This window comes from Pseudoalteromonas sp. GutCa3 (assembly GCF_002836155.1).
Lineage (GTDB): Bacteria > Pseudomonadota > Gammaproteobacteria > Enterobacterales > Alteromonadaceae > Pseudoalteromonas > Pseudoalteromonas arctica.
The window spans coordinates 1-25,836 of the sequence record NZ_PJBK01000102.1; the positions used below are offsets into that span (position 1 = coordinate 1).

25 protein-coding genes and 2 tRNA genes are annotated in these 25,836 nt (G+C 39.0%); 8 read left to right on the forward strand and 19 right to left on the reverse strand.

Going from position 1 to position 25,836, the window contains the following annotated elements; all coding sequences use genetic code 11:
- Positions 1–143 precede the first annotated feature (143 nt).
- From CXF64_RS19240 to CXF64_RS19255, 4 genes are all read right to left on the reverse strand, one after another.
- Entirely contained in the window at positions 144–1,391 is a 1,248-nt protein-coding gene (locus CXF64_RS19240; RefSeq protein ID WP_101217810.1) for an amidohydrolase family protein, read from the reverse strand.
- A gap of 12 nt (positions 1,392–1,403) precedes the next feature.
- On the reverse strand, positions 1,404–2,786 hold the full coding sequence (locus CXF64_RS19245) for an amidohydrolase (protein ID WP_007585115.1): 1,383 nt from the start codon (positions 2,784–2,786) through the stop codon (positions 1,404–1,406).
- 100 nt (positions 2,787–2,886) lie between these two features.
- On the reverse strand, positions 2,887–3,672 hold the full coding sequence (locus tag CXF64_RS19250; RefSeq protein ID WP_024590332.1) for a hypothetical protein: 786 nt from the start codon (positions 3,670–3,672) through the stop codon (positions 2,887–2,889).
- Positions 3,673–3,951: 279 nt separating this feature from the next.
- Positions 3,952–4,644, reverse strand: a complete 693-nt coding sequence (locus CXF64_RS19255) for a DUF445 domain-containing protein (protein WP_101217811.1) — start codon at positions 4,642–4,644, stop codon at positions 3,952–3,954.
- 125 nt (positions 4,645–4,769) lie between these two features.
- On the opposite strand from CXF64_RS19255, the gene CXF64_RS19260 reads away from it, so the two are divergent.
- The gene (locus tag CXF64_RS19260) at positions 4,770–5,642 is read left to right on the forward strand and encodes a fructosamine kinase family protein (protein ID WP_101217812.1); all 873 of its coding nucleotides are present in this window, start codon (positions 4,770–4,772) and stop codon (positions 5,640–5,642) included.
- Between the two features lie 103 nt (positions 5,643–5,745).
- On the forward strand, positions 5,746–5,949 hold the full coding sequence (locus CXF64_RS19265; RefSeq protein WP_008166246.1) for a CPXCG motif-containing cysteine-rich protein: 204 nt from the start codon (positions 5,746–5,748) through the stop codon (positions 5,947–5,949).
- Position 5,950: 1 nt separating this feature from the next.
- Here the strand turns inward: CXF64_RS19265 and CXF64_RS19270 are convergent, their stop codons facing one another.
- The gene (locus CXF64_RS19270; protein WP_101217813.1) at positions 5,951–6,577 is read right to left on the reverse strand and encodes a riboflavin synthase subunit alpha; all 627 of its coding nucleotides are present in this window, start codon (positions 6,575–6,577) and stop codon (positions 5,951–5,953) included.
- Between the two features lie 128 nt (positions 6,578–6,705).
- Between CXF64_RS19270 and CXF64_RS19275 the strand changes: the two genes are divergently transcribed.
- The 4 genes from CXF64_RS19275 to CXF64_RS19290 all read left to right on the forward strand — a co-directional run bounded on the left by CXF64_RS19275 (position 6,706) and on the right by CXF64_RS19290 (position 9,618).
- A complete protein-coding gene (locus CXF64_RS19275; RefSeq protein ID WP_007585131.1) occupies positions 6,706–8,076 on the forward strand; it encodes an MATE family efflux transporter in 1,371 nt (456 codons plus the stop codon).
- On the forward strand, positions 8,057–9,103 hold the full coding sequence (locus CXF64_RS19280) for a DUF3080 family protein (protein WP_101217814.1): 1,047 nt from the start codon (positions 8,057–8,059) through the stop codon (positions 9,101–9,103). The genes CXF64_RS19275 and CXF64_RS19280 overlap by 20 nt, the downstream gene beginning before the upstream one ends.
- A 113-nt stretch (positions 9,104–9,216) precedes the next feature.
- A tRNA-Val gene (locus tag CXF64_RS19285) sits at positions 9,217–9,293 on the forward strand.
- A 248-nt stretch (positions 9,294–9,541) separates the two neighbouring features.
- Positions 9,542–9,618 (forward strand) — tRNA-Val (locus CXF64_RS19290).
- 830 nt (positions 9,619–10,448) lie between these two features.
- Here CXF64_RS19290 and CXF64_RS19295 read toward each other — a convergent pair.
- The 12 genes from CXF64_RS19295 to corA form a co-directional block, all read right to left on the reverse strand.
- The gene (locus CXF64_RS19295) at positions 10,449–11,336 is read right to left on the reverse strand and encodes a F0F1 ATP synthase subunit gamma (RefSeq protein WP_101217815.1); all 888 of its coding nucleotides are present in this window, start codon (positions 11,334–11,336) and stop codon (positions 10,449–10,451) included.
- Positions 11,333–12,913, reverse strand: coding sequence for an alternate F1F0 ATPase, F1 subunit alpha (locus tag CXF64_RS19300; RefSeq protein WP_101217816.1), 1,581 nt, complete (start codon positions 12,911–12,913; stop codon positions 11,333–11,335). The genes CXF64_RS19295 and CXF64_RS19300 overlap by 4 nt, the downstream gene beginning before the upstream one ends.
- Complete coding sequence (locus tag CXF64_RS19305) at positions 12,913–13,713, reverse strand: F0F1 ATP synthase subunit delta (protein ID WP_101217817.1); 801 nt, start codon at positions 13,711–13,713, stop codon at positions 12,913–12,915. Before CXF64_RS19305 ends, CXF64_RS19300 begins: the two co-directional genes overlap by 1 nt.
- Positions 13,714–13,716: 3 nt before the next feature.
- Positions 13,717–13,998, reverse strand: coding sequence for a F0F1 ATP synthase subunit C (locus tag CXF64_RS19310; protein WP_010552606.1), 282 nt, complete (start codon positions 13,996–13,998; stop codon positions 13,717–13,719).
- A gap of 34 nt (positions 13,999–14,032) precedes the next feature.
- A complete protein-coding gene (locus tag CXF64_RS19315) occupies positions 14,033–14,722 on the reverse strand; it encodes a F0F1 ATP synthase subunit A (RefSeq protein WP_101217818.1) in 690 nt (229 codons plus the stop codon).
- Positions 14,706–15,035 carry an ATP synthase subunit I gene (locus CXF64_RS19320; protein ID WP_010552604.1) on the reverse strand — a complete coding sequence of 110 codons (330 nt, stop codon included), beginning with the start codon at positions 15,033–15,035 and terminating at the stop codon, positions 14,706–14,708. Before CXF64_RS19320 ends, CXF64_RS19315 begins: the two co-directional genes overlap by 17 nt.
- The gene (locus CXF64_RS19325; protein WP_024609582.1) at positions 15,028–15,399 is read right to left on the reverse strand and encodes an AtpZ/AtpI family protein; all 372 of its coding nucleotides are present in this window, start codon (positions 15,397–15,399) and stop codon (positions 15,028–15,030) included. Before CXF64_RS19325 ends, CXF64_RS19320 begins: the two co-directional genes overlap by 8 nt.
- A 20-nt stretch (positions 15,400–15,419) precedes the next feature.
- On the reverse strand, positions 15,420–15,812 hold the full coding sequence (locus CXF64_RS19330; protein ID WP_024609583.1) for a F0F1 ATP synthase subunit epsilon: 393 nt from the start codon (positions 15,810–15,812) through the stop codon (positions 15,420–15,422).
- A complete protein-coding gene (gene atpD / locus CXF64_RS19335; RefSeq protein ID WP_101217819.1) occupies positions 15,787–17,244 on the reverse strand; it encodes a F0F1 ATP synthase subunit beta in 1,458 nt (485 codons plus the stop codon). The genes CXF64_RS19330 and atpD overlap by 26 nt, the downstream gene beginning before the upstream one ends.
- Positions 17,241–19,625, reverse strand: coding sequence for a phosphoketolase family protein (locus CXF64_RS19340; protein ID WP_198551151.1), 2,385 nt, complete (start codon positions 19,623–19,625; stop codon positions 17,241–17,243). The genes atpD and CXF64_RS19340 overlap by 4 nt, the downstream gene beginning before the upstream one ends.
- Positions 19,626–19,695: 70 nt before the next feature.
- Entirely contained in the window at positions 19,696–19,935 is a 240-nt protein-coding gene (locus CXF64_RS19345) for an SHOCT domain-containing protein (RefSeq protein WP_008168384.1), read from the reverse strand.
- Positions 19,936–20,115: 180 nt separating this feature from the next.
- Positions 20,116–21,213: a magnesium/cobalt transporter CorA gene (gene corA / locus CXF64_RS19350; RefSeq protein ID WP_232783813.1), complete on the reverse strand. Its 1,098-nt coding sequence runs from the start codon at positions 21,211–21,213 to the stop codon at positions 20,116–20,118.
- 666 nt (positions 21,214–21,879) lie between these two features.
- Here corA and CXF64_RS19360 point away from each other — a divergent pair.
- Positions 21,880–22,704, forward strand: a complete 825-nt coding sequence (locus tag CXF64_RS19360; protein WP_024590346.1) for a PRC-barrel domain-containing protein — start codon at positions 21,880–21,882, stop codon at positions 22,702–22,704.
- A 174-nt stretch (positions 22,705–22,878) separates the two neighbouring features.
- Here CXF64_RS19360 and CXF64_RS19365 read toward each other — a convergent pair whose 3' ends face one another.
- The gene (locus tag CXF64_RS19365; protein WP_101217822.1) at positions 22,879–23,604 is read right to left on the reverse strand and encodes an HAD family hydrolase; all 726 of its coding nucleotides are present in this window, start codon (positions 23,602–23,604) and stop codon (positions 22,879–22,881) included.
- Positions 23,605–24,144: 540 nt separating this feature from the next.
- Here CXF64_RS19365 and CXF64_RS19370 point away from each other — a divergent pair.
- Positions 24,145–24,336: a DUF2934 domain-containing protein gene (locus tag CXF64_RS19370; RefSeq protein ID WP_024590348.1), complete on the forward strand. Its 192-nt coding sequence runs from the start codon at positions 24,145–24,147 to the stop codon at positions 24,334–24,336.
- Between the two features lie 160 nt (positions 24,337–24,496).
- On the opposite strand, the gene CXF64_RS19375 is transcribed toward CXF64_RS19370, so the two are convergent.
- Positions 24,497–25,234 carry a Crp/Fnr family transcriptional regulator gene (locus CXF64_RS19375; RefSeq protein ID WP_024590349.1) on the reverse strand — a complete coding sequence of 246 codons (738 nt, stop codon included), beginning with the start codon at positions 25,232–25,234 and terminating at the stop codon, positions 24,497–24,499.
- Between the last annotated feature and the right edge of the window lie 602 nt (positions 25,235–25,836).

Consider the following 25,836-nt stretch of genomic DNA (forward strand, 5'->3'; position numbering starts at 1 on the left):
ACCAATTCGCTTAATTAAGTGATCAACTTTGAGGCAAGAAAATCTTGTCGATAACAAGGCAAAAATTTCGTTATTTAGTTGCTCTATATCAGAAATTTTTAACGCAGTTACCGTCAGATTTAATCCCTCAAATTGATTAAGTATTATTGCGGGTTGGTATAAGCACGTGGCATTTTTGAATCAGTCGTATAACGGTCACGCAGTTTATCTTGACGAGATTGTGTAGAAACCTCAACCCCATTAATAAACATTTTGTTCACGTGGCTGCTTAGTTCAAACGGGTCATTACTCCACATTACTAAATCAGCAGCTTTACCTACTGCAAGACTACCTGCATTAATGCCAAATACATCAGCAACGTTTGATGTAACCGCTTTTAACGCACCTTCTTGGCTCATACCATACGATACTGCATTACCAGCATCAAAACGCAGCTGGTAAATGTTGTGACTTGCATCACCACCTACCGTTAATAATACTTTAACGCCTGCTTTTTCAAGCACGCCTGCATTATCTAAACTCGCATGAAGCGAATCAAAACTTGCTGGTAAGCTGTCCATTGCACTAATAATTACTGGGATATTTGCTTTAGCAACGCGCTCTTTAACTACAACAGCGTCTTGTGCGCCGTTAAGTACTAAGTTAATACCAAATTGCTCTTTTACTTTAATAAGCTCAATAATATCTGCCGCACGTGATACACCAACCACTAATGGCATTTCGCCACTAAGGACTTTCACCATTACTTTGTCTTCAGTACTTGGCTTGTCGTCATCTTTTTTAGCTTTTTTACCGGCTTTCGTTTTGTGCTCATCAAGTTTATTAATAAGTGTTTGCAAAGTAAAAGCACGAGAGCCTTTACTGCGCTCACCTAAATAAACAATTAAAGCCGCTTGTTTTTGCATGTCGCTGTCAAAACTACCACTTAAATCAACAACACTCGCAAGGCCTGAAAAAATGCTATCACCACCATGAGGGGTAATTACATCGCGTGTTACACCGCCTTTACGAGCGTAAGGGATTAAGCTTGAATGTGCGTTGTAAGCAAGACTTACGTCAAAATCAATACCGGCTTTTTCCTCGCCTGCATCGCGAGAGCCTGCAACTGCACTTACTTCAACTAAACCAAGTTGATTTACACTTGCAATAAAGCCAGGGGTTACAATTTGGCCCTTTGCATCAATAATTTGATCTACTTTAATTTCAGTTGGGTTAATCGCTGTGATTTTACCATCTGTCATTACAATGCTTGCCGCTTCTAATACACCTTGATCAGATGACGTATGCAATGTTGCATTAATAATTGCTAGCGATTGTGCGCTTACAGCACCAGATGCTAATAATCCTGCAGCAACCAGAGAAAGCGAAAACGAACGTGATAAATTTTTCATTCTGGGTGCTCCTTATTGTTGACCTAACATAAAATCACTTGTTGCTTGATACGCGCTGTCGTTTCTATCGTAAACTTTTGCACCATCAACAAACACTTGTTCAGCTTTAGCATAAACACTAAATGGGCTTTGATTCCAAATAACAACATCGCCCTGCTTACCCGCTTCTAGTGAACCTGTTTTGTCATCAATACCTAACGACTTAGCAGCGTTAGCCGTGATCCATTTAATAGCGTGTTGCTCAGAAATATCAAAACCATTTTCGTTAGCACGGTACATAACCTTGCCAGCTTCTTGGTTTAAGCGCTGAATAGTAGTATCTGAATCTGAGTGAACAACCGCACATGAATTTTTAACTGCATCAACAATGGCTACGTTTTCTTGAACCATGTCGTAGGCTTCCATTTTAAAGCCCCACCAGTCTGGCCAAAGTGCAGCACACGAGCCATTCTCAGCAAGTAGGTCAGCAATTTTATACGCTTCTACACCGTGATGGAATGTACCCGCGTCGTAATTAAATTCTTTTGACAGGTCAATCATCATTGCCATTTCTTCAGCTTTATAACAATGATTATGAATACGTACTTCGCCCTCAAGCACACCACGAAGCGTATCGTGTTTAATATCACGTACTGGTGCTTCTGGGTTTAAACCGGCTTCATAATCGGCATCGTACTTATCCCATGCACGTTTGTATTCAGCGGCTTCAGCCCACGCCATACGATAACCAGCCATATTACCCATACGAGTTGAAGGCAATACACCTTGACGACCATAAACACGTTTAGGGTTTTCACCACACGCCATTTTTAAACCATACGGCGCCTCTGGAAATTTCATACCTTGCATAGTGTGTGCAGGGACGTTTTTAAGCGTAACGCCGCGTCCACCAAATAAGTTAGCTGAGCCTGGTAAAATTTGTAGAGAAGTAATGCCGCCTTCGCGTGCACGATTAAAGCCTGGATCTTGTGGCCAAACAGAATGCTCAACCCACACTTCTGCAGTGTTAGGGCTGGTCATTTCGTTACCATCTTGATGCGACTCAACCGAAGGGCTTGGGTATGCACCTAAATGTGAATGTACGTCAATAATACCCGGTGTTACCCATTTGCCTTGTGCATCAATTGTAATATCAGCAGTAGCAGTTAAGTCTTTACCAACTTGTTGTACTTTGCCGTCAACAAGTAATACATCAGCCTCATCTAAACGCTCACCAGTACCTGTAAGTACTGTTGCATTTGTAATAAGTGTGCTTGATGTAGAAACGGGTTGATAAGTGCTTGGATAAGGATTTTTGTTGATTGTTATTTTATCGTCTTGCGGGCCGTTTTCTTGGCAACCTACAAGTGCAGCAGCTAAGCCAACTGCTAATAAAGAAGGTGCAAATTTTTGCATGTTGTTTGGATCTCCTGTTTTTTTGCTACTTTAGCGAAAGCTAAGGAATAAAGCCAAAAAAACAGGTGAAAACGCAGTTAATTAAGATGAATATCTGTAATTATTTCTTTATATAATTGTTATACAACTTTTCAAGCGCACCTTCGGTTGTAAGCGATGGATCTTTACTAATAAAGTGCTTAACCGTACGCGTTACAAAATCAGAGTTTTGCTTATGTAGCTTAGAAAAATCTTTAATAATTGTATTACCATCTTTAGCTGCAGTTACTTTGTCATGACGATGACGATACTGGCTTAGCGCTTTATTAAAATCCCCTTGGTAGTCTTCAACCAAAATTTTATAAAAGTCACTTTTTTGTACGTTTAAATCATTAATGCAGTAATTTAGCGCCTCTTTAAAGTCGGTAAATATCATGCCTTCTACATCAAACTCTTTTGTTTTTTCACGTACTGCTACTTTGGCATCTTCTGTGGCATAGCTAAAACCAGTAAACGCTAAACGCTCAGCGGCTTCTTTTCCTAATTTCATACCCGCTTGAATACTATGGGCAAACTCATCGCTCATGTCGCCAAGTTCGTTTTCTTCCCACATGTTATAAACACGCAGTGGTTTTGCGTATTTAGTGGCAAGCTTTTTCTTCATTTTAGTGAAACGCTCATCAATCGTCATCAGCCTTTCGTTATGTAAAAGTGCATGACACTCATAACAAGCCGCAATAGATATAAAATCAGCTTCTTCACCTAAATCAACAATGCTTTGCAGCATATGCAGGGGCGGACAATGGTCGCGCTCTGTCGCTTCACAGCCACAATAAAAACACTGGTTAAAATGCTGCTGATCGCAAGCGTATGCTTGCTGATAATAACTGGCTAACGTTTTGCTCACCGTTGCTCCTAAAAAACACGACTAAATTATGGGGGCGATAATAACAGCCTGAAAAAATAAGTCATACCAATTACATTAAATTAGTAATCTATTATTGCGCTAATAAAGTAGCGCAATAACAAGGCGAAATTATAACGTGTAGTTGCTATCACTAATTACTCCCTGCATTGCTCTATCTCTTGCATCCATGCACTCGTACACGAACAATTTTTAACGCAGTAAGTGCGCTATTTAATGCGATAAAATGATTATTTTTTTAATTGGTATCAGTAGTTATATTTAAATCACGGCCGCTATTAAACCAAACAAGCCACCAAACACACCACCCCACACAACAAGCCAGCCTAAGTGCTCGCGGATCATGGTTTGAATAATCTCTTTAACCATTTTAGGGGTAAGCTCATCTAGGCGCTCATCAACTAATTTAAGTACTGTTTTATGTAGGCTTTCTGCACTATTACCTTGTGAAAGCGTTTGGGTTACTAATGCTTTAAAGTCGTCAGTTTGAGAAATCTCACTAAGCGACAATTGCATTTTTTCAATAAACTTTTCACGCATTGGCTCTATTGCTGCTGTGCCGCCAAACATCCCAAGCATGCTACCAAACTGAGATTGCTCTATTACCTCTAACAAATTGTCGAATGCAGGGTTTAAATCAACATTGCTAATTATTGGCTCAAAGTCGATATTGGGCTGCGCTTTATTAAGTAAATTATTAATTTTTTGCTCTGAAAAAAACTCCGTTAATATTAAGTTTCTAATTGCGATTTTAAAGCTTTCAAACTTAAGCGCTATAACGCCTGAGCCATATAAAAAAGGGACTTTTTCGAACAACATATGAATCGCTAATAAATTAGTTACCGCGCCAGAAAGTGCAAATAAACCAACTGATAACACAATTGCTTGGTTAAACATAAAACCTACAACAACACATAAACCCGCTAGCAAATTGGTTATTAAACTTTTGTTCATTTTTACTCCATTACAGTAAGTGTAATTTTTATGCAATATAGTCGTTAATTTTACAACGTTTAGATTGTTAAATTAATACCTTTTTGCCATAGTTTAAGTATCTGTTTAAAAGGCGAGCAATTGTTATGTGGAAAACAGTAAATGAGCACATCAGCCAAGCCATTAATTTTGACTTTAAACACACCTATAAACGCCAATTACAAAGTACAAATACCGACAAACTATTTCATATTACCAATGGTACGCATAACTTCTTCGTTAAAATAGCATTAAAAAGCGAACTCGAGCGTTTAGAAAGTGAATTTATTGGCTTAAAGCTTTTAGCGCAAAATAGTAATTTTAAAGTCCCTGAATGTATTACAACCGGTGCAAATATAGAGTTTTCGTTTATTGTTTTACAGTGGCTTGTTTTGGATAAACAACCTCACGACACGTGGGCAACTATGGGAAGCAGCCTCGCTATAATGCATCAAAAACACGACCAAGCCATGTTTGGTTTTGATGTAGACAACTACATAGCCACTACCATACAACCTAATCGCTGGCATAAAAAATGGGATGTATTTTACGCCGAAGAACGTATAGGGTGGCAATTACAGTTACTCGCTGAAAAAGGCATTAACTTTATTGAACCCGAGCGCTTAATTAATGCCGTTAAAGAACAGCTGCATAGTCATCAAGTTGAGCCCTCATTACTGCATGGCGATTTTTGGCGAGGAAATATGGGCTTTTTAAAAGCAGAGCCAACGGTATTTAACCCCGCTTGTTATTATGGTGATCGGGAAGTGGATATTGCAATGAGCGAACTATTTGCGCCACTGCCAAAAGACTTTTATAGCGCCTATAACCAGCACTACCCGCTTTCTCAAAATTACGAAAAACGTAAGTTAATATACCAGCTATACCCTATTTTAAATCACGCTAACATCTTTGCCGGTCACTATCTTACAGAAGCTAAACAACATATAGAAAAGCTGGTATTTGAAGGTATAAAATAAGTGTCATAAGCTGCATTTCAGCACTATATTTAATGAGTAAGTAGGCGTTCATCTGTAAGCGATTAAGTTGAATCTAACTTAATTATTTATAACTGGAGTGATTATGAAAGATTTTTTATCACAACGAATAACGTGCCCACACTGCGGACACCACATACATTTAGACTTAGACGCAAGCATGGGCGATCAAGACTACATAGAAGATTGCACTGCCTGCTGTAACCCAATTCATTTAAATATGCATATAGATCATGCTAACAATAAGTTAGAGCTACACGTAGACAGTGACGACGAACAAATATTTTAACTTAAGCCTGATGGCGTAAGTAGTTTTCTACCGTATTTACAATAGTGTAAGTTTGCTGATCAACTTCAATATTAAACTTGTCACCCACTTGCGCTGCACCAATGTTTGTAATGGCGAGCGTTTCCGGAATTAGGTGTAACCAAAAACCTTGTTCATCAACTTCGCCCACGGTTAAGCTTGCGCCATTTATCGCAACAAACCCTTTATATAACACATACTTTTGCCACTCTTTTGGCAGGCTTAATTGAATTTTACAGTTATTCTCACGCTTCACTATTTGAGAAATTTGTGACGTACAATGAATATGCCCAGACACTATATGCCCACCTAGCTCAGTACCAAACGTAACAGAGCGTTCGTAATTAACTAAACTACCTAACTCAAGCAGTCCTAAATTAGTTAACTTTAGGGTTTCGTCAATCACATCAAAATGCACTTGCGCTACCACATCGTGATTACTTAGCTCAACTTGCACAACTGTTAAACAACAGCCATTAATAGCAATACTTGCGCCTAAATCTAAATGCTTAACGTACTCATCGCTCACCGATACAACTAAGCGTAAAACACCGTCTGTTTGAGTCTTAGAGACCACCGTAGCTTGCGTTTGCACTATTCCTGTAAACATAAAATCACTTTAAATTATTACAAAGTGCTAGTTTAACGTATCAACTCATAAAATCATTCACTACTGTGATTTTTATTTAAACCCCAATAGATTACAATTACGCCCTATTTTATCAACTAGCTGTTTTTATGACCTTTTGCAATTGGGAAGCCAAGCGTTTACTTTCCCTCGCTTTACCTGTTTTTTTAGCGCAAGTTACACTTATTTTAATGTCGGTCGTCGACACAATTATGGCAGGTCAAGTTAGCCCTACTGACTTAGCTGCACTGTCTATTGCAACAGGAATATGGAACCCTTTATTACTTGGCCTTCAAGGTATTTTATTAGCGCTTACTGGTATTATTGCGCAGTTTTCGGGCAGTGATGACCGCAAAGGCATTAGCCACTATTTTCAACAAGCGCTTTATTTAACCGCTATTTTGAGCTTTACAGGCTTTGGAATTGCCCATTTAGCAGATGCTATTATTTTTAAGCTCGATACAACGCCTGCAATTGCAAACCTTGCCATTGACTACATTCACTTTGTGAAATGGGGTGTATTTGGATTTTTAATTTTTACGGTATACAGAAACGTTACCGAAGGTATGGGAATGACCAAGCCCGCGTTTTACATAAGCCTATTAGGTTTAGCTGTTAATATTCCGGTAAATTATATTTTCATAAATGGCTTATTTGGTTTTCCTGCTTATGGCGGCGCGGGCTGTGGCATTGCCACTGCAATTGTTTTAACTGTTATGGCAATAGCACAAGTCACTTACTGCCAAATGAGTAAAAAAGTAGATGCTAAAGGCCTGCTTTCATCATTCGAAAAACCTAATTTCACTACCATTGGTATTATTACTAAGTTAGGTATACCAATTTCACTCGCCACCTTTTTTGAAGTCACTTTATTTGCGTGTATACCGCTATTTATAGCGCATTTAGGTGCAGTAGCTATATCGGGGCATCAAATAGCAGCCAGTGTAACTACATTGCTATTTATGATGCCGCTGAGCCTATCAATCGCTATCAGCATTCGTATAGGTAACTTATACGGCCAAAAGAACATGACTCAATTAAAAGTTGCGGTTTCTACCAGCTATATTTTAGCCATTGCTGTGGCGTTATTTTTAGCGCTTATTACGTTTGCCGGTCGTGATTTAATTAGCCAACTGTATACCGACAGCCCTGCTGTTATGGCATTGGCTTCATCAATTATGATTTTAGCGTGTATTTACCAATTACCTGATGCACTTCAAGTTGCAGCAAATGGCATACTCCGTGGGTTAAAATACACCACGCCTATATCGTATATTACGTTTATATCGTATTGGTTAATCGGCTTTTGTTTAGGTTACGTATTGGCAAGAACAGACATAATTGTGCCAGCTATGGGGCCACACGGTTTCTGGACTGGGATAATAGTGGGACTTAGTGTCGCTGCTATTTTATTAATGCTAACGGTAAAAAAACGTCTAAAATATGAATTTCTTAAAATTGATGCACTCAATCAAAACTAATAAACTCAGCCTTAAAACATTACCAGCTACTTTGCTGGTAATGTGTTTTTTAACGCTTACTGGCTGCAACAAACCACAAAGTAGTATAAACGTTACTTATATTGAACGCTTAAGTAGCACAGTTGATACAAGCCCAACACAGCCTGCGCCACTCAAGCAACTCCCCTTACTGCAGCCTACCCCAATAGCACAAAGTGACTTAACACTGAGCATTGTTGAGCTTGCAGGCATTAGCCAATGTAAGCTTAACGTGCTTATAAGTGAGCACAATAACCAATTAGGAAAAACCGCCAGCGCTGCTGGGCAATTAAAATATCAAATAAACTTTATTAAAAGTGCACAGGTTTGCTTAAACACGCTTGATAAAAATAGTCCTAGTTACACAAAAATACTCGCAGCCAAAAACTACAAAGAAACACACCTAATGCACTTTTTTAACACCATGTTATTTAAAGAGCCTGAGCTAAATCGTACTTGGCAACTCACTTCAAACGAGCTTACTACTGAACCTGCTGGTTTTAGTGATACCGTACTTGCGCTAAAGCAACTTGTACTCATTAAGCAACAAATTAAGGCTAAAGAATTTAGTGAAATTAATAGCAATTCTATTTTTAGTGCACTCGAGCAGCTTAATAAATTTCAATTTAACCAGGCACTCATTCAATCGGTCCGCAAGCAGGTAGTGTTAAATAACAACGCCACGCAGTTTGTAAAAACATTAAACTTTAATACGCTGTGCCCACAGGATAAAAATAATAAAAACGCAAAAATCATAAGCAACGTATTTCAAAAGTTTTACCTAAAAGAAATTCAGCCCTATCAAGCGCAGTTAACTGGTTATCTAGAGGCACTACAACCGCTTTATAATGAGCTTTGGTTTAACGAAAGTATCTCAAGCCCTCAAATTAATAACTTAGTAAAAACGGGCTCAGCAAGTAACTTACTGAACTTACTAAAAAGCTCAGCTAAAAAACATGTGGTTTGGTGGCAAGTATTTTATAAAACGTGTGAAATAAGCCCAATATGAATAAAAAAACGGCAAATAAACTCAAAAACAACAAACTTGCTTGATTCACCAACCGCCACGCTATATATTAGCCGCCGTTGTTAAGCAATTAACACCTACTTAAATAAAGTAATACGACTGTAGCTCAGTTGGTTAGAGCACTACCTTGACATGGTAGGGGTCGGTGGTTCGAATCCACTCAGTCGTACCAACATTAATGAAACGTATAATTGAAGGAAAGAGCGCTACCTACTCTTGACCACCCGGTCCAAAGGTCAGTAGTTCGAATCCACTCATTCGTACCAAAATTTAAGTAAAATAAATAAAAGTACATCTGAAGGAAAAAGCACTACCTACTCTTGATCACCCGGTCCAAAGGTCAGTAGTTCGAATCCACTCAGTCGTACCAAATTTATTCTAATATCACAGAATAAATTTATTTAAGAATTCAAAAATTGTACGACTGTAGCTCAGTTGGTTAGAGCACTACCTTGACATGGTAGGGGTCGGTGGTTCGAATCCACTCAGTCGTACCACTTCAAAGTAATGAAAAAAACCTAAGTAAAAGCACTACCCACTCTTGATACCCGGTCCAAGGGTCAGCAGTTCGGATCCACTCAGTCGTACCAATTCAAAGTAATAAAAAAACCAAAGAAAAAGCACTACCTACTCTTAATCACCCGGTCCAAGGGTCAGCAGTTCGGATCCACTCAGTCGTACCAATTCAAAGTAATAAAAAACCAAAGAAAAAGAACTACCCACTCTTGATCACCCGGTCCAAGGGTCAGCAGTTCGAATCCACTCAGTCGTACCACTTAAAAGTAATGAAAAAAACCTAAGAAAAAGCACTACCCACTCTTGATCACCCGGTCCAAGGGTCGGTGGTTCGAATCCACTCAGTCGTACCAAATCAAAGTAATAAAAAACCAAAAGAAAAGCACTACCCACTCTTGATCACCCGGTCCAAGGGTCAGCAGTTCGAATCCACTCAGTCATACCAGTTCAAAACAATAATAAAATACCTCAAAGAAAAAGCACTACCCACTCTTGAACACTCAACTTCAACAGTTAATCATTAATTAACGATCGCTTACAACCAGGTTATAGCTTTATTTCTTGTAAATTATCCTTGTGAGTTTTGTTGACATTTCATGATTAAAATTCATTCAATTTACAGGGGGGTAATCGTGCGCGATTTGTAACCTAGCGGGCTCGGTAACGGCTCCTGCGTTACTCTAATGGCTAACATTTTTGTAAGAATAAGTAAAAATCGAGTAACAAAGAGTCAACAACCGCACTGTATAGGCGATGTTTTGATTAAAAAAGTACATACAGCTGCAAATTCAACCTCTAAGATCAACAGCCTCTAGTCTATTTTATTTAGTAATTCGTAACCTGCAAGTACATCACTCAACTCTTCATCAATGGTACTTTGACGAAGAGTATTAAACTCACTCGAAAGCTTATCAAGTAGCTCTTCAATATTTTTTTCAGCGCGTTGCATTGCGCCAAGACGGCTGCTATTTTCGCTGACCAACGACTCGGCACATGCACGATAAAGAGAAATAAAAATATACTCGCGGATCAATGCCCTTATTGTTGTAGAGTGCTTGCAGAGTACTTCTGGCAAAGCTTTAGTTGGCCATAAAATATTTTTAAAATTATCTCGCCATTGCTCGTCAAGTGGGAGTAATCGCTGAGACACACATTCATAAAGCGCGCCTTGTTTAGGTTGATTATAAAACACCAATACACCGCAACCAGGATTAAGAATTAAGCTTGATTCACTGTCTATTTGAATTTGCCTAACTAAGGTATCTATATCGTAAACACTCACTGGCACTGTGTATACTTTTACTAAATTAAAGCCGGCATCGGTAAGTCGAGATGCAGCACGTGCGCCTACTACCCAAATTAGAGGTGGCTGGGTCTCGTTACTTAGCGCTTTAATTGCAAAGTCGGTAATACTTTCATTAAATTGCCCTACCAATCCTTGATCTGAGCCGAATATGATCACACCCACTCTGCTTTCATTTATATTTTCGGGTTGTGGTGAAAATTGAAATGACATGTCATCACGCAAACTCGCACTTAATCCTAACTCAACTGCCCGGTAGTAATCGGTCAATGAGCTAATCGATTTTTCATATTGCCCAATACTCGAGGCAGCAAGTGCCTTCATCGTTTTCACAACGCCTTGTAAATCACTTGCACTGGCTATTTTATGGCGTAAATTAGCGGCACTATTGCTCATGTTGTTATTGCCTTCTTTTCAGACTCAAAATCAACAAGTGCGCGATTAGCCAACTCAACAATTGTTTGTCGATCGTCATCACTTAAGCTTTTAGCGGTATCAAATCTATCACACAAAGTATCGTCTAACTGCGCAACTGCTTTTTTAAGAATATTTTTTGCGTCGTTTATTTTTAGCAGTTCAATCGAATCTAAAAAGCCATTACTGAGTGCGAGTAATAGCATAATTTGCTCAGGCACTGGCATAGGTGATGATTCAGATTGATGTAAGCTCGCTCGAATACGCCGTCCATGTTCAATTATACGCCGTGTATCATCATCAAGTCGGGCACCAAAACGAGCAAAGGTTTCTAGCTCTTCAAATTGAGCATATGCAAGCTTTAAATCGCCAGCAACTGCACGAAACGCAGCACGCTGTGCTTTACCGCCCACACGAGAAACCGACTTACCAACGTCAACGGCTGGTAATACACCTAGAGCAAATAATGAGGGTGATAAATAAATTTGTCCGTCGGTAATCGAAATTAAATTAGTTGGAATATAGGCTGAAATATTTTGAGCTTCGGTCTCTATAATGGGGAGTGCGGTCAAGGAACCACCGCCACGTTCTTTATTTAAATGGGTCGCACGCTCTAGTAATCGTGAATGAATATAAAAAATATCCCCTGGAAATGCTTCTCGTCCGGGCGGTCGTCGTAACAACAAAGACAACTCGCGGTAAGCTCTTGCGTGCTTAGTTAAATCGTCATATACAATAAGTACATCACGTCCTTGCTCCATAAAATATTCTGCAATACTGGTTGCAGCGTAAGGCGCTATATACTGTAAGCCCGGTGGCTCATTACCCTCTGTTGCAACAACAACCGTATAAGCCATTGCATTTTGCGCGCGTAATATTGCTATTGATTTAGCGACCGTTGATGCCCGCTGACCAATAGCGCAATAAATACAAATTACATTTTGTTCTCGCTGATTTAAAATCGTGTCTATGGCTATAGCTGTTTTACCTGTTTGCCTGTCACCTAAAATAAGCTCTCGTTGTCCTCGCCCTATTGGGATCATCGCATCGATTACAATAAGTCCGGTTTGCAAAGGCGTAGTAACAGGAGAGCGGTCCATAATTGGTGCAGCTGGACGCTCTATTGGTAAACGCTGCTCGGTTTGTATAACGCTTCCACCGTCTAGTGCCTCGCCAAGTGGGTTTATCACTCGCCCTAATAGCGCATTGCCAACCGCTACATCCATTACACGACCACTGCGGCGCACTTCATCCCCAGCTTGTAAGTGGGCGTATTCACCTAAAAGCACAACACCAACTTCTTTTTCATCAATATTAAACGCAATTCCAAGCACATTACCGGGAAATATAATTAGTTCCTCAAAGCCAACGCCAGGTAATCCCGACACCTTCGCAATACCCGTTGATACACTGGTAATAATACCAACTTCATGTAAGTTCAATTGTGAGTTAACTATTTTTAGCCCTTGCTGAATGTGCTTAAACACATCACCAAACGCGTTTGTTAAACTGTGTATTTTTGTGTTTTTATTTTGAGTGTTTTCGCTAAGGTTACTCATCACTTATCAACAGGTTGAGAAGTTGTAGGCTGAGCTGTTTTTTGTTTTAGTAGCATATCAACTTCCTGCTCGATTGATTGTAAGTAATCGTCAATACTCCACACCAGCTTTTGTCCATTGACACATAACTCAATCCCGCTGATAAGGCTCTCATCGGTGGTGAATTTAATGGTAATATCTTTTGAAAACACAGTATTAATAGCATTCTTAAGTGCTAAACGCTGAGGTTCAGTTAGCTCAAACGCACTTTGAATTAAGGCAGGTACAAATTCACTATTTGTATTTAGCGCCTGCGCTAAAGTAGTTTTTTTGTCGTCATCAAGCTTATATAAGCGGGCTGTAAACACCTCACATATTTGTTGTTCTAAAGTTGTTGATGCCAGTTCAGTTAAGGTTTTGCGACTAATAGCAAATACCTCTTGCTTAACTTTTCGACTTAAAGACTCCTTTAAATTATCAGTCTCTTTTACTATATTTTGTTGATATTTAGTGCCCCAGCTTTGGACTCTTTTTTGCGCCTCTAATATAAGTGCTTGCTCTGCTTGCTTAGCACTCACGCTTACTTGTTGCATCTTTTGTGTACGTTGTTGTTCAAACTCTTCATTTTTCAGAAAAAACTTTTCACGCTCCGCCAGTGCTTCATTTTGGTTTGTTTCAGCATCGTCTAACTCAGCGGCTATACGCTCTTCTCGCCTATCAATAGCGTGCAAAATTGGTTTATATAAATAGCGTTTTAGTAACCACACCAAAATTAAAAAATTAACCACTTGGGCTGCAACTGTAAACCAATCAATTAGCATGGTTTAACTTCCTGCAGCTTGTGCAATAGCGTAGTTCCAAAACGGATTGGCAAAAATAAGAATCATCGACACGACAAAACAGTATATTGCGGTCGATTCAATCATCGCAAGCCCTACAAAGAGCGTACGCGTAATAGTTGCTGATGCATCAGGTTGCTGTGCTAATGCACTCAATGCCGTTGCTACTGCTTTGCCTTCGCCAAGCGATGGACCTAAACAACCAAAACTAATTGTAATTCCTGAAATAACGATTGATGCCATTGCTATCATTGTCATGCTATCCATGTTCTCTCCAAGTATGATGTGTAGAAATACGTGATTAATTAACTCGTTGTTTGGCTGGTTTTACTGAGCGCGTAGCCGCAGCAATATAAACGGCGGCTAAAATAGTAAAAATATAAGCCTGTACTAAGCCTGTAAGCAAACCCAGTGCCGTCATTACGATTGGGAATATAAAGGGTGTAATGGTTAACAAAATGCCAATGATCATTGCCCCGCTCATCATGTTGCCAAATAACCGCACAGCCAGAGCAAGTGTCCGTGATAATTCGCTAATAATATTAAATGGCAACATAATAAAAGTAGGAGCCATATAAGATTTTAAGTAATTGCCAAGCCCTTGTTCACTGATACCAAATAAAGGCACTGCAATAAATACGGTGAGCGCCAGTGCTGCTGCAGTCGATAACGATGCCGTGGGTGGCTCATAACCCGGAACAATGGTAAACATGCTCGCGGTTACTAAAAATAAAAACAGTGTGCCTAAAAAGCCAAGGTATTTTTTAGCGTCATTCAAGCCTACGTCTTCAATTTGTTGTGTGATCCCCGTTACTATAATTTCTAAAAAATTTTGCCAACGAGAACGCTTTAACGTGGTTGAAAGCTTACGGGTTATCAATATCGAACTAATCACCAAAACCAACATTAAAACCCAAGTGAAAACGATGGTTGCATTGAGTTTTAAAAAACCATTTTGCCAATAAATAACCGTATCAGGACTCAGGTGCATGATGTGTCACCTTTGCTAAATGAGAGGTTGATGCAGTACGGGTAACATAAGTGGTAATAAAACGGGCTATCAAAAAGCTAAATAAACACAGTGGTAATTGCAACCAAGATCTTGATAATAAGTCACTCGTCATCACACTATAAAAGCCACTTAAAGTAATTCCCATGCGTATAAATAAACTCAGCACAACCCATAGCGCTGGGTGAGTCGATACCATACTTTTTTGCACCGTCCACCATAGGCCACCAAAAAATAAGGCACCAAGCATTAGACCTACACTAACAATAATTAATACGCCGACTAGCTCATGCATCTTCGTCATCCTTTTGCTGATTATCACCGTGTTGATCTTGATGTATCGCGCTGTCTTCTTTGCTCATCCAGTGCCACGCGTTAAAGCACCCAAGTGCTAAACCCGCCACCAATAAAGCCAATGTCCATGAATGATCGCTTTCATAATGCGAATCTATATACACACCTAAACTTGCACCAAGTATGGTAGGCACTGCAACCGACCAACCAATGAGGCCCATCATTCCTAAACCAAACCATATTTTTTGATGAGAGTTAAGCCTTGCTTTTAGCTTACGCTGGGCTTTTATTTCTACTTGTTCTGCAAGTGTTGATGAACTGCTTTGTGAGTCTTTTGAACCTAGGTCGTCTTTTTTGTTTGTCATAAATAAATAGCTTTTAGTGGTTAAAGTCGAAAACGATTTAAAAAGCTACTTTCTAATTTAGCCATCACTGTTCTTACTTGTTGTGCTTGTTCATTGAGTGCCAAAAACTCTTTATCTACAGCGCTGCGAAGTGTTGCCAGATCAGTACCTAATATGGCACTTCGCACCGATACCAGCACAGTGTTTCCTGTTTTAATTAATACGCCCTCATCTACGGCTACAAATATCTCACCGTCTTTTTCGCAATTAAATGTCAAAATACCTGGGGTTAGAGGCGCAATACAGTCAAGGCGATTGGGTAAAAATCCGTACGATCCTTCGCTTGTTTCGGCAACAACATGAGTCACATCATGCCTGTCGAAAAATATCTCATACGGCAGCAATAATTTAAGGTGTATCTGAGTTTGCGTCACCGCTTGTATCCTCATTATTATTTACTGTGGATTTTATTCTGACCTCACTTATGGCACCTATCATATAAAGTGCACTCTCTGGCACGTTTTTAAATTCATCATTTAAAATGCGTTCACACCCATCTAGCGCATCATCAAGGCTAACAAGTTTGCCTTTATAACTAGTAAATTGCTCTGTTGTAAAAAATGGCTGAGTAAGAAAACGCTCTAAACGCCTTGCGCGTCCAACAATGTTGCGGTCCTCAACTGATAACTGTTCAAGCCCTAACATAGCAATAATATCTTTGAGTTCATTGTATTGCGCTAAGGTGCTACGTACCTTTTGTGCAAGTAAGTAGTGGCGCTCTCCCACAACCCCGGGGCTCGCCATTTTTGAATTAGATTGCAGGGGATCTATAGCCGGAAATAATCCTTCGCTAGCGCGTTTACGAGAGAGCACAATAGAAGCCGATAAATGAGAAAATGTATGAACTGCGGCCGGATCGGTAAAATCATCGGCAGGTACATACACCGCTTGAATAGAAGTAATAGCACCATTTTGTGTATTGGCAATTCGCTCTTCTAAGCCGGCAAGCTCTGTGCCCATAGTAGGCTGATAACCAAGCCTTGAAGGCATTTGCCCCATTAAGCCCGATACCTCAGAGCCTGCCTGAATAAAACGAAATATATTGTCGATTAGCAACAGCACATCTCGCTGCTCATCATCACGAAAATACTCAGCCATAGTTAAAGCTGCATGCCCCACCCTAAAACGACTCCCTGGTGGCTCGTTCATTTGCCCAAAAATCATCGCCATGTTTGGCAAAACGCCCGCGTCTTTCATTTCGCGATAAAGCTCTTCGCCTTCACGGCAACGCTCACCTATGCCACAAAATAGGCTAACACCTTTGTGCTTGCCCACCATATTGTGAATCATTTCAGTCAATAACACTGTTTTGCCAACACCTGCACCGCCAAACAATCCCGCTTTGCCACCACGTTCTAACGGCACCAGCAGATCAATTACTTTTATACCGGTTTCAAAAATCTCTGATTGGGTTGACCGTTCGGTTAATGGCACTGGCTTATTATGTACAGAGCGCCACTGAACATCTTTAAGCTCACCACCGCCATCAAGCGTGTTACCAAACACATCAAACATTCTCGATAAGGTTCCTTTACCAACAGGGGTAAGTAACGGTCCGCCACTGTCAACAACTTCCATGCCACGCGCAAGTCCTTGTGTAGGCGTGAGCGCAATTGCTCTTACATGATGCTCATTGCGCTGCTCTAGCACTTCAAAAATACACTGTTTATTTGCGCCAGCACTAAGCATTGAATTAATCGCAGGTAGCTTCTTGTCAAAACGCACGTCAATTACGCTGCCGCGTATAGCGGTAATTGTACCGAGATTTTCAAATTTACTAATCGTGGATTGAGCTACAAAATTCATTGATGCGCCTGCCACTGCCAATTACGAATTTCAGGGAGATCTTGCCCATGCTTATTAATATATTTTTTATGCTCAACAAGCTTTTCTTCAAGCTGTTTTTTTAGTGCGTCTCTTTTTGTACCCAAGTTTGGCAGGCGTTCCAGTGTGTCTAACACTAAATGAAAACGATCAATCTCGTTTAATACCGTCATATCAAAAGCAGTTGTAATAGTGCCTTCTTCTTTATACCCGCGAACATGAATATTATGATGATTATTACGCTTGTACGTAAGCCTATGAATAAGCGTTGGGTAGCCATGAAATGCAAAAATAACCGGCTTATTAATAGTAAACAGAGTGTCAAAATCCTCTGCGATTAACCCGTGAGGATGTTCGGTATTAGGCTGTAAACGCATCAAATCAACCACGTTAACGACCCGGATTCTAAGATTACTAAAATGCTCGTGTAAAATCATAACGGCAGCCATCGTTTCCAATGTTGGCACATCACCACAACAAGCCATCACCACATCAGGTGTTGCATCTACGCTATTACCCGCCCATTGCCAAATGCCAATCCCTGCCTCGCAATGTTTAACAGCTGCCACCATATCTAACCATTGCGGAGCAGGATGTTTGCCTGCAATAACTACATTAACGTAATGACGACTTCGCAAACAATGATCCATTACCGACAGCAAGCAGTTAGCATCAGGCGGTAAATAAACGCGCACAATTTCAGCTTTTTTATTAATAACATGATCGATAAAACCCGGATCTTGATGGGTAAAACCGTTGTGATCTTGTCGCCATACATGCGATGCCAGTAAATAATTAAGTGAAGCTATTTTTTTACGCCATGGTAAACCTGCCGCCACTTTTAACCATTTAGCATGTTGATTAAACATCGAGTCAATAATATGAATAAACGCTTCATAACTATTAAACAAACCATGGCGGCCGGTTAATAAATATCCTTCAAGCCAACCTTCGCATTGATGTTCACTCAGCATTTCCATTACTCTGCCACTAGGCGAAAGCTGCTCATCGTTGCTATGGGTTGCTGCATTCCACTGTCTATCGGTTACCTCTAACAGTGCACCTAAACCATTGGATACTGTTTCGTCGGGTCCAAATACTCTAAAATTACGTTGCTCGTCATTAAGCTCAACTATATCTCTCAAAAATGGACCTAAAACTCTGGTATCACCAATTCCGCGTATACCGGGAGAGATTACTTCGCATGCATAATCGCGAAAATCAGGCATATGTAAATCTTCTAGCAGCAACCCACCATTCGCATGAGGATTTGCTCCCATACGGCGATTCCCCGTTGGGGCCAATTCAGCAAGCTCTGGTAATAAACGCCCTTGTGAATCGAAAAGTGTTTCTGGATGATAGCTACGCAGCCAGCTTTCTAATAATTGCAAATGATCTGGATGAGCTGATGGGCTAGAAATAGGAACCTGATGCGCACGCGATGTTCCCTCTATCTGAAAACCATCTACGAGCTTTGGACCCGTCCACCCTTTAGGTGAAATGAGGATAATCATTGGCCAACGTGGACGAGTTGGATCGTTATTATCGAGAGCATCTTTTTTTATTTTTTTTATTTGATGTATTGCGACATCAAGTGCTTTAGCCATAGCCTGATGCATTAGCTCAGGCTCATGTCCTTCAACAAAAATAGGGCTCCAGCCATAACCAAACATTAATTGCTCTAATTCTTCATGGGTAATACGCGCTAAAACGGTAGGATTCGCAATTTTATACCCATTCAAATGCAATATAGGGAGAACAGCACCGTCACTGATAGGATTAAGAAACTTATTAGAATGCCATGCAGTTGCAATAGGCCCTGTTTCTGCCTCACCATCACCCACCACACAAGCAACTATTAAGTCTGGATTATCAAATACAGCTCCAAACGAATGACTCAAAGAATAGCCCAGCTCGCCACCTTCATGAATCGAGCCCGGACACTCGGGCGATACATGACTAGGAATGCCACCGGGAAACGAAAACTGTAAAAACAGTTTTTGCATACCTGCTTTATCTTGGCTTATATCAGGGTAAATTTCACTGTAGGTGCCCTCAAGATAGGTATTAGCAACCATAGCTTGCCCGCCATGCCCTGGGCCAGATACATAAATCATATTTAGATCGTGTATTTTAATAACACGATTTAAATGCGCATAAATAAAATTTTGCCCGGGTGTTGTTCCCCAGTGCCCAAGCAACATATTTTTAATATCACTTAGTATCAGTGGGCGCTCTAAAAGTGGGTTATCGCATAAATAAATTTGACCTACCGACAGGTAATTCGTGGCACGCCAATATGCGTCAATTAACTCTAATTCTTTTGATGTTAATGAAGGAAGAATCATATGCAGGGTTTCCATCTTGTCGCATCCAAAAATGCTTAAGCCATGCTCTATATAAGAGCATGGCGAGGATTAGCCAGCGCACTAACTACGCAGTGGTAGTTATGTCCTGTTTTTTTTGCTCGAATTCTTTTTTGTCAATATCGCCGCTGGCGTATCTTTCATTAAGAATATCAATTGCTGTTTTATTAGACTCTAACCCATAGCGTCTATGGGTTCGGTAGCTATAACCCCAATGGCTTAAACTCGATATGAGCAATAACCACATACCAAACCATAAAAACCAACCCCAACCTGAGTACCACTCACTCCAAAATTCATGACCCATTTTAATCTCCACTTAAAATATGGAGCGCAAAACACTTACACCCCAATTAATACAATGAGTGTAAGTGAGTGATATTATTGGTTCTGTTCGCTAGCGTACGCATTTATTATTGTTAATCATAAGCAGTTGTTTTATTGAGCATATACTTGCTGTTTCTATTAAATTTTGTTTCTATTAAAGTTAATTTCTATTAAGCCAACCTTTACGCCAAAAAATAAATATCATTGCTGCCGTTATCAAAATAAAAACACACCACAAAACGGGATATGCCCAAGTCCAGTTTAGCTCTGGCATGTATTTAAAGTTCATTCCATAAATTCCAGCTATAAATGTTAACGGTATAAAAACAGAAGATATAATAGTAAGCACTTTCATAATTTCATTCATACGATTTGAAATAGCTGACATGTATAGCTCACTTAAACCGCTTACCATTTCACGGTATGACTCAATAATTTCAACAATTTGAATATTATGCTCATACACATCTCTAAGGTAAGGGCGCGTAGAGTCATCTATTCTGCCTCCTTCCTCGCGATACAAATGGTCGATAACCTCTCGCATAGGCCAAACAATTCTTCTTAATAATGCCAATTCTCGTTTAATACTATGGATATGATGCAGTACGTGGGGAGTTGGATTTTCAAGTGTTGTTACTTCAAGTTCCTCAAGGATATCGCCATATTGTTCAAGTACCGGAAAACATTTATCAACCAGTTCATCAAGTAATGCATAAAGTAAATAACCAGTACCATTTTTGCGAATACGACGATTTTCTGTATGCAAACGACCGCGAACGGATTGCCACACGTCTCCTGGTTTTTCTTGAAAACTCAGTAAAACATTGTCATATAAAAGTAAGCTAACTTGCTCAATATCAAGGATTGTATTATTGGGCTCATGCGTCTCTAGCTTCAACATGCTTAATACAACAAATAAATGATCGTCAAAAAATTCGATACGAGGTCGCTGAGGTACATGTAAAATATCTTCTGCGGTGAGCGTATGAAATGCGAAATGATGTTGAAGTAAACCAACAATATAAGAGTCTGTATTACTCACGTGGATCCACCTCACCGTTGCCCACTCAGGTTGGGGAGTTTTTAAAAACTCATCAATATCGCTAACCTCTTTGGCTTCTATACGGCTAGCTGAATAATCTATATAACGTATAACAGCATTGTTTGATCTTGTTGGCGCTAAAACACCAGCAACGTATTCAACTTTGGGTGACGGCCCAGAAATAGTGTTATATTTATGTTTTTTCGACTTGCGCACGTTATATAGCCCCAATGCTGGAGCACCCAACTTTCTCTTTTTATTATGTATTAACATTATATGCTCGATTACTTTATTTAAAGTTAGCTGAATAAAGTGAGTATTCTCAACACTTACAGCGCGAATAAAAGTCAGTCACAAAGCCACGCTACTCAAAAATAAGCATAGAGTCCGTGCGCTAACACTCAAATATAATGCCAGTTTTAAAAATACACTTCGCACGTTCTAATTATTCTTGTTATAGCGCTACCTAAAAATCAATGAAAAATAACATTGCTTGTTCGTCAGCGCACAGACCTTTGTTTTTCAAAAGCCGAAACTGGAAATATTAATCTACTTATCGTTTGTACTTTACAGCTTATAAAGCATGGTTTTTTATAGATAAGCATTAGGGTCTGTTGACCTTTTAAGATAGAAATTTGTTCTATCTAGAGGCTATTTAATCGCGGCGCAAGGTTTGCAACCTAGCGGGCTCGGTAAAAACCGAGCAAAGCTTCCGCATCCAGCTCACGCTCTAGGACAAACCCAAAGGGCTGCGCATGTTTAACCTCAAAAGATAAACGTGCCCTAAATAAGAAGAAAGCACTTGATAAGCAAAAGCGCGTTAAAAACTGCAAAAAATAATGCATTACAAATGCAAATAACCCACTAAAAAGGATCATTATTATGTTACGTAGTATGAAAGACTTAGAAGGTTGTGCAATCGCTGCTAGTGACGGTATTGTAGGCAAAGAAAAAGATTTTTTGTTTGATGACCTAGCATGGGTGATACGTTATTTTGTTGTAGAAACAGGCACGTGGCTATCGAGTCGCAAAGTTTTAATTTCCCCTATTGCGGTGCAAAACCCAAATTGGGATGAAAAGATTTTCCCTGTTTTAATCAGTAAAGACCAAGTTAAAAATAGTCCTGGTATTGATACTAATAAACCCGTTTCACGACAACATGAAATGGATTACCTAAATTACTATGGATACCCGTATTACTGGATCGGTACTAATTTTTGGGGAAGCGGGATATATCCCTACTCCTTATATCCTGGCAATGACATTTTTGAACATAGTGTCGAAGGTGCCCGCAGCGCAAATCTAATTCATAAAAGTATAAAAAGTCAGCATGATCAAAAAGGGGATCCTAATCTTCGTAGTTGCAAAGCTATTATTGGCTATAACATACACGCTAAAGACGGAGACATTGGCCATGTATCAGGGTTTTTAGTTGAAGAAAATACATGGGCGGTTCGTTACCTAATTGTTGAGACGAGCAATTGGTGGGGAGGACATCAAGCACTTATCCCGTCAGCATGGATTTACGAAGTGCAATGGCTCGACAACTCAATTTCAACTGATTTAGTTCGTAAAGCGATAAAAGATGCGCCGGTATATGAGCCAAATAAAGAGATAACTCAGGACTTTGAAGCAGCTGTTTTTCATCACTATGAACTTGCTGCATACTGGGAAAAAATTGCTAAAACAGTAAATAAACAAAGTTAAAACAGGCACAAATTCCAAAACAAGCGTGTCTTAATCTGCCTTTTATAACACTCTTACCAAGCAAATATTCAAGGACGATATTTGCTTTTATACTTAAAAACGTTTCCTCCAAATGTTACTTGTAAAACTCAGGTAAAATTCAAATAAAATAAGAGCAATACACATCAATACACATCAATACACATCAATATAAAACAATTTTTTATTTGAATTTAAATTGTATTCAATTAAATCCACTTTATAAGAAAAACCGTAGTTGAGTAAATCACTTATACTATCAATACTCGTATCTGCCTTTCGATAGGTAAGTAGCTGCTTAATATCGTGGGCATAATGTCCTTGACGTGGAAATATAGTTGTTAAATCATTTTTCCACTGCGCTTTCATAGCAGCTAAAATACGTAACTTATCATCTACCATTACATAATGTTTAGCGGGGTACTGCTCTTTTATTGCTGCAAGCATTTGCTCTTTGTGAACATATATCAACACCCTTCCCTCCACTGCATCCCATAAACCGGAGCGTAAAATTTTAAGTGGTTGTAATACAATATCGCCATCAGACAAAATAACGGTGGGGCCAAATTGTTGTAAATGTTTAATCACAGCAAGTGCGTTAGGATAAAGCCTTTCTTTATATGGATAATTAATTAAAAAAGAAGAAATCAGATGCAGTCTCGGATCATCAGAATGTTCCATTCGATAACACTGTAGTGCGCCCAAATAGTCGGCATAACCGAGTTCTTTACGAAGTTTTTCAAAAATAGACCAGTAATGGTCACTATTTTCACAACCAAATTCACCTTCTAAAAAATCTTTCAAATGGCTTAAAATAGTATCGCTATCGAGCAATGTATTATCAACATCTAGTAAAAATACGATATCGGGAACTGTTTGCACGCGCTGTCCTTAAAATAATTTAAGTACTTTATATTTTATTATATGAGTTTATTAATATTGACTCTGTACGGTATCGCGCCAAACAATGATTATTAAAGCTCATATATTCAACGCTCGTTACCTTCTCAAAATTACTATAAATACAGATAATGGGTGATTTATGTTCGCTGTGGCACAGACTCAAAATTGCAAAGCCATTAGGATAAAGCGGTCATACAAATTGTAGAATAGTCTTTTAAGCTATACGTAGTACTGCTTTTATACCAATTTGCTTAATTAAGTGAGCTATTTTGAGGTAAGAAAACCGTGTCGATAACAAGGCAAAAATTTCGTTATTTAGTTGTTCTTTATCAGAAATTTTTAACACAGTTAGCGTCAGGTTTATGCCCTCAAATTGATCAAGTATTATTGCACATTGGTATTACTATGATAAATCGAGCTTACATTCCACTTAAGATTGAGAATAATGTAACTACACTCAATGTTTTAATTTGGTATTAAGTTTTTTATTTTATCGAGTAATATTTTAGGAATAATCACATGAGTAATAACATCTCAAGTAATTCAGTATCAAAAACTAAACCTAATTTGAATAAAGAAGGTCTCAGCCGACATGACATGATTGAAGCTAAAGCTTACTCATTAGCGAGTGATCGTGACTTTACCGGTGACAATCACTTAAATGATTGGCTTGAAGCTGAAAAGGAAGTAGACGGACAACTACCAAAGTAGGTTAAATGTAAAAAGCCCACTAACAGCAGAACATACACAAATTTTAAACCGAATATATTTATATTCGGTTTATAAATTTATTTTAGAGCCCAGGCTCAATGAACAACTTGCTAGGCTGTTCTTTTGACGCTCTTAAACATTTATTTGATTCCAAAATATATTAACTGATAATGGATAGTTTTCTAACGTTAGGTTTTTTTTCCATATAAGACTCCAACCTGTCTGTTTCTCTTTTTACAACCTCATAGCACTCGCATGACTGAGATTCTAATTGAGGTCGGTCTATCACACTAATATGACCACGTTTATAAGTGATAATACCCAGCTTTTGTAGTTTACCAGCGGCCTCAGTTACTCCCTCACGTCTTACGCCTAACATATTTGCTATTAGCTCTTGAGTCATTATTAAATTGTTACTCGGTAAACGGTCAATCGATAGTAAAAGCCAGCGGCTTAGTTGTTGCACTATACTATGATGACGATTACAAACTGCGGTTTGCGCTGTTTGGGTAATTAATGATTGCGTGTAACGTAACATGAGCATACGCATATCAGGCTCGCTATTAAATTGCCTGCGTAATTCACAAGCGGGTAAGCGATAAGCAGTACCAGCACTTTGCACAATAGCCCGGTTAGGAGTGCTTTCTCCCCCCATAAATACAGCTATACCTACCACCCCTTCATTACCGATAACTGATATTTCAGCAGATGAGCCATCAATCATCACATACAATAATGAAACAATACTATCTATTGGAAAATAAACGTAATCGAGCTTTTCACTTGTTTCATAAATAACTTCTCCAAGGGATAAATTGACTCGCTTTAAAAGCGGAAACATGCGGTGTTGTGCGTCAGTAGATAAAGCATTAAGCAGTTTGTTCTTCAATTGACCCATCTAATGTGAATTTCCTTTTTATATGCCCAACTTATAACTAATAAAACCTAAAAGTAATGGCTTTGAAAGTATGTAAGTCAGGATATTTTAATAATAAACTCGGATTTGTTTATACAGTTATTAGGCGCTAGAAATGAAAGGTCGTTGCTTTTTGATAATAAAAATTGTTCTATTTTTATTAAATAATTTTAAGGTGCCTTTAATTATTTTATATACGTTTATTCACTTTAAATATAAGCCGACACTCCCAGCTGTACTTCACTGAAATAATAAAATACTCAATACAACAAGGCGAATATGTACGCTAACACACATAGTCTAAATTTATCTGCCTTTAGTTGATATATATGCATAATGGTTGATGAAATTTAGAGATAATCCACACCATAACATGGCGACAACTCACTGTTATAAAACACAAAATAGAACTCTACTATTAGACTATGTGTGTTGACGAACCGACCCTTAACGAAGCTTGTTATATGTTGATGTATGTATTCAACAATAAGATAAACTTTATGAATATTTTTAATGATTACTTGCTCACCTCTAATAACCAAAATAATTTAAAACATCTTTTTTTAAATCCAGTGATAAATTTA

Coding starts and splice junctions, on each gene's coding strand:
- CXF64_RS19280 (WP_101217814.1), top strand. CDS start 8,057: ATGCACTCAATCAAAACTAATAAACTCAGCCTTAAAACATTACCAGCT.
- CXF64_RS19265 (WP_008166246.1), top strand. CDS start 5,746: ATGAAAGATTTTTTATCACAACGAATAACGTGCCCACACTGCGGACAC.
- CXF64_RS19275 (WP_007585131.1), top strand. CDS start 6,706: ATGACCTTTTGCAATTGGGAAGCCAAGCGTTTACTTTCCCTCGCTTTA.
- CXF64_RS19370 (WP_024590348.1), top strand. CDS start 24,145: ATGAGTAATAACATCTCAAGTAATTCAGTATCAAAAACTAAACCTAAT.
- CXF64_RS19255 (WP_101217811.1), bottom strand. CDS start 4,644: ATGAACAAAAGTTTAATAACCAATTTGCTAGCGGGTTTATGTGTTGTT.
- CXF64_RS19315 (WP_101217818.1), bottom strand. CDS start 14,722: ATGCACCTGAGTCCTGATACGGTTATTTATTGGCAAAATGGTTTTTTA.
- CXF64_RS19310 (WP_010552606.1), bottom strand. CDS start 13,998: ATGGATAGCATGACAATGATAGCAATGGCATCAATCGTTATTTCAGGA.
- CXF64_RS19345 (WP_008168384.1), bottom strand. CDS start 19,935: ATGGGTCATGAATTTTGGAGTGAGTGGTACTCAGGTTGGGGTTGGTTT.
- CXF64_RS19245 (WP_007585115.1), bottom strand. CDS start 2,786: ATGCAAAAATTTGCACCTTCTTTATTAGCAGTTGGCTTAGCTGCTGCA.
- CXF64_RS19375 (WP_024590349.1), bottom strand. CDS start 25,234: ATGGGTCAATTGAAGAACAAACTGCTTAATGCTTTATCTACTGACGCA.
- CXF64_RS19240 (WP_101217810.1), bottom strand. CDS start 1,391: ATGAAAAATTTATCACGTTCGTTTTCGCTTTCTCTGGTTGCTGCAGGA.
- CXF64_RS19325 (WP_024609582.1), bottom strand. CDS start 15,399: ATGACAAACAAAAAAGACGACCTAGGTTCAAAAGACTCACAAAGCAGT.
- CXF64_RS19295 (WP_101217815.1), bottom strand. CDS start 11,336: ATGAGCAATAGTGCCGCTAATTTACGCCATAAAATAGCCAGTGCAAGT.
- CXF64_RS19300 (WP_101217816.1), bottom strand. CDS start 12,913: ATGAGTAACCTTAGCGAAAACACTCAAAATAAAAACACAAAAATACAC.
- CXF64_RS19340 (WP_198551151.1), bottom strand. CDS start 19,625: ATGGAAACCCTGCATATGATTCTTCCTTCATTAACATCAAAAGAATTA.
- CXF64_RS19270 (WP_101217813.1), bottom strand. CDS start 6,577: ATGTTTACAGGAATAGTGCAAACGCAAGCTACGGTGGTCTCTAAGACT.
- atpD (WP_101217819.1), bottom strand. CDS start 17,244: ATGAATTTTGTAGCTCAATCCACGATTAGTAAATTTGAAAATCTCGGT.
- CXF64_RS19360 (WP_024590346.1), top strand. CDS start 21,880: ATGTTACGTAGTATGAAAGACTTAGAAGGTTGTGCAATCGCTGCTAGT.
- CXF64_RS19305 (WP_101217817.1), bottom strand. CDS start 13,713: ATGCTAATTGATTGGTTTACAGTTGCAGCCCAAGTGGTTAATTTTTTA.
- CXF64_RS19320 (WP_010552604.1), bottom strand. CDS start 15,035: ATGCATGAGCTAGTCGGCGTATTAATTATTGTTAGTGTAGGTCTAATG.
- CXF64_RS19260 (WP_101217812.1), top strand. CDS start 4,770: ATGTGGAAAACAGTAAATGAGCACATCAGCCAAGCCATTAATTTTGAC.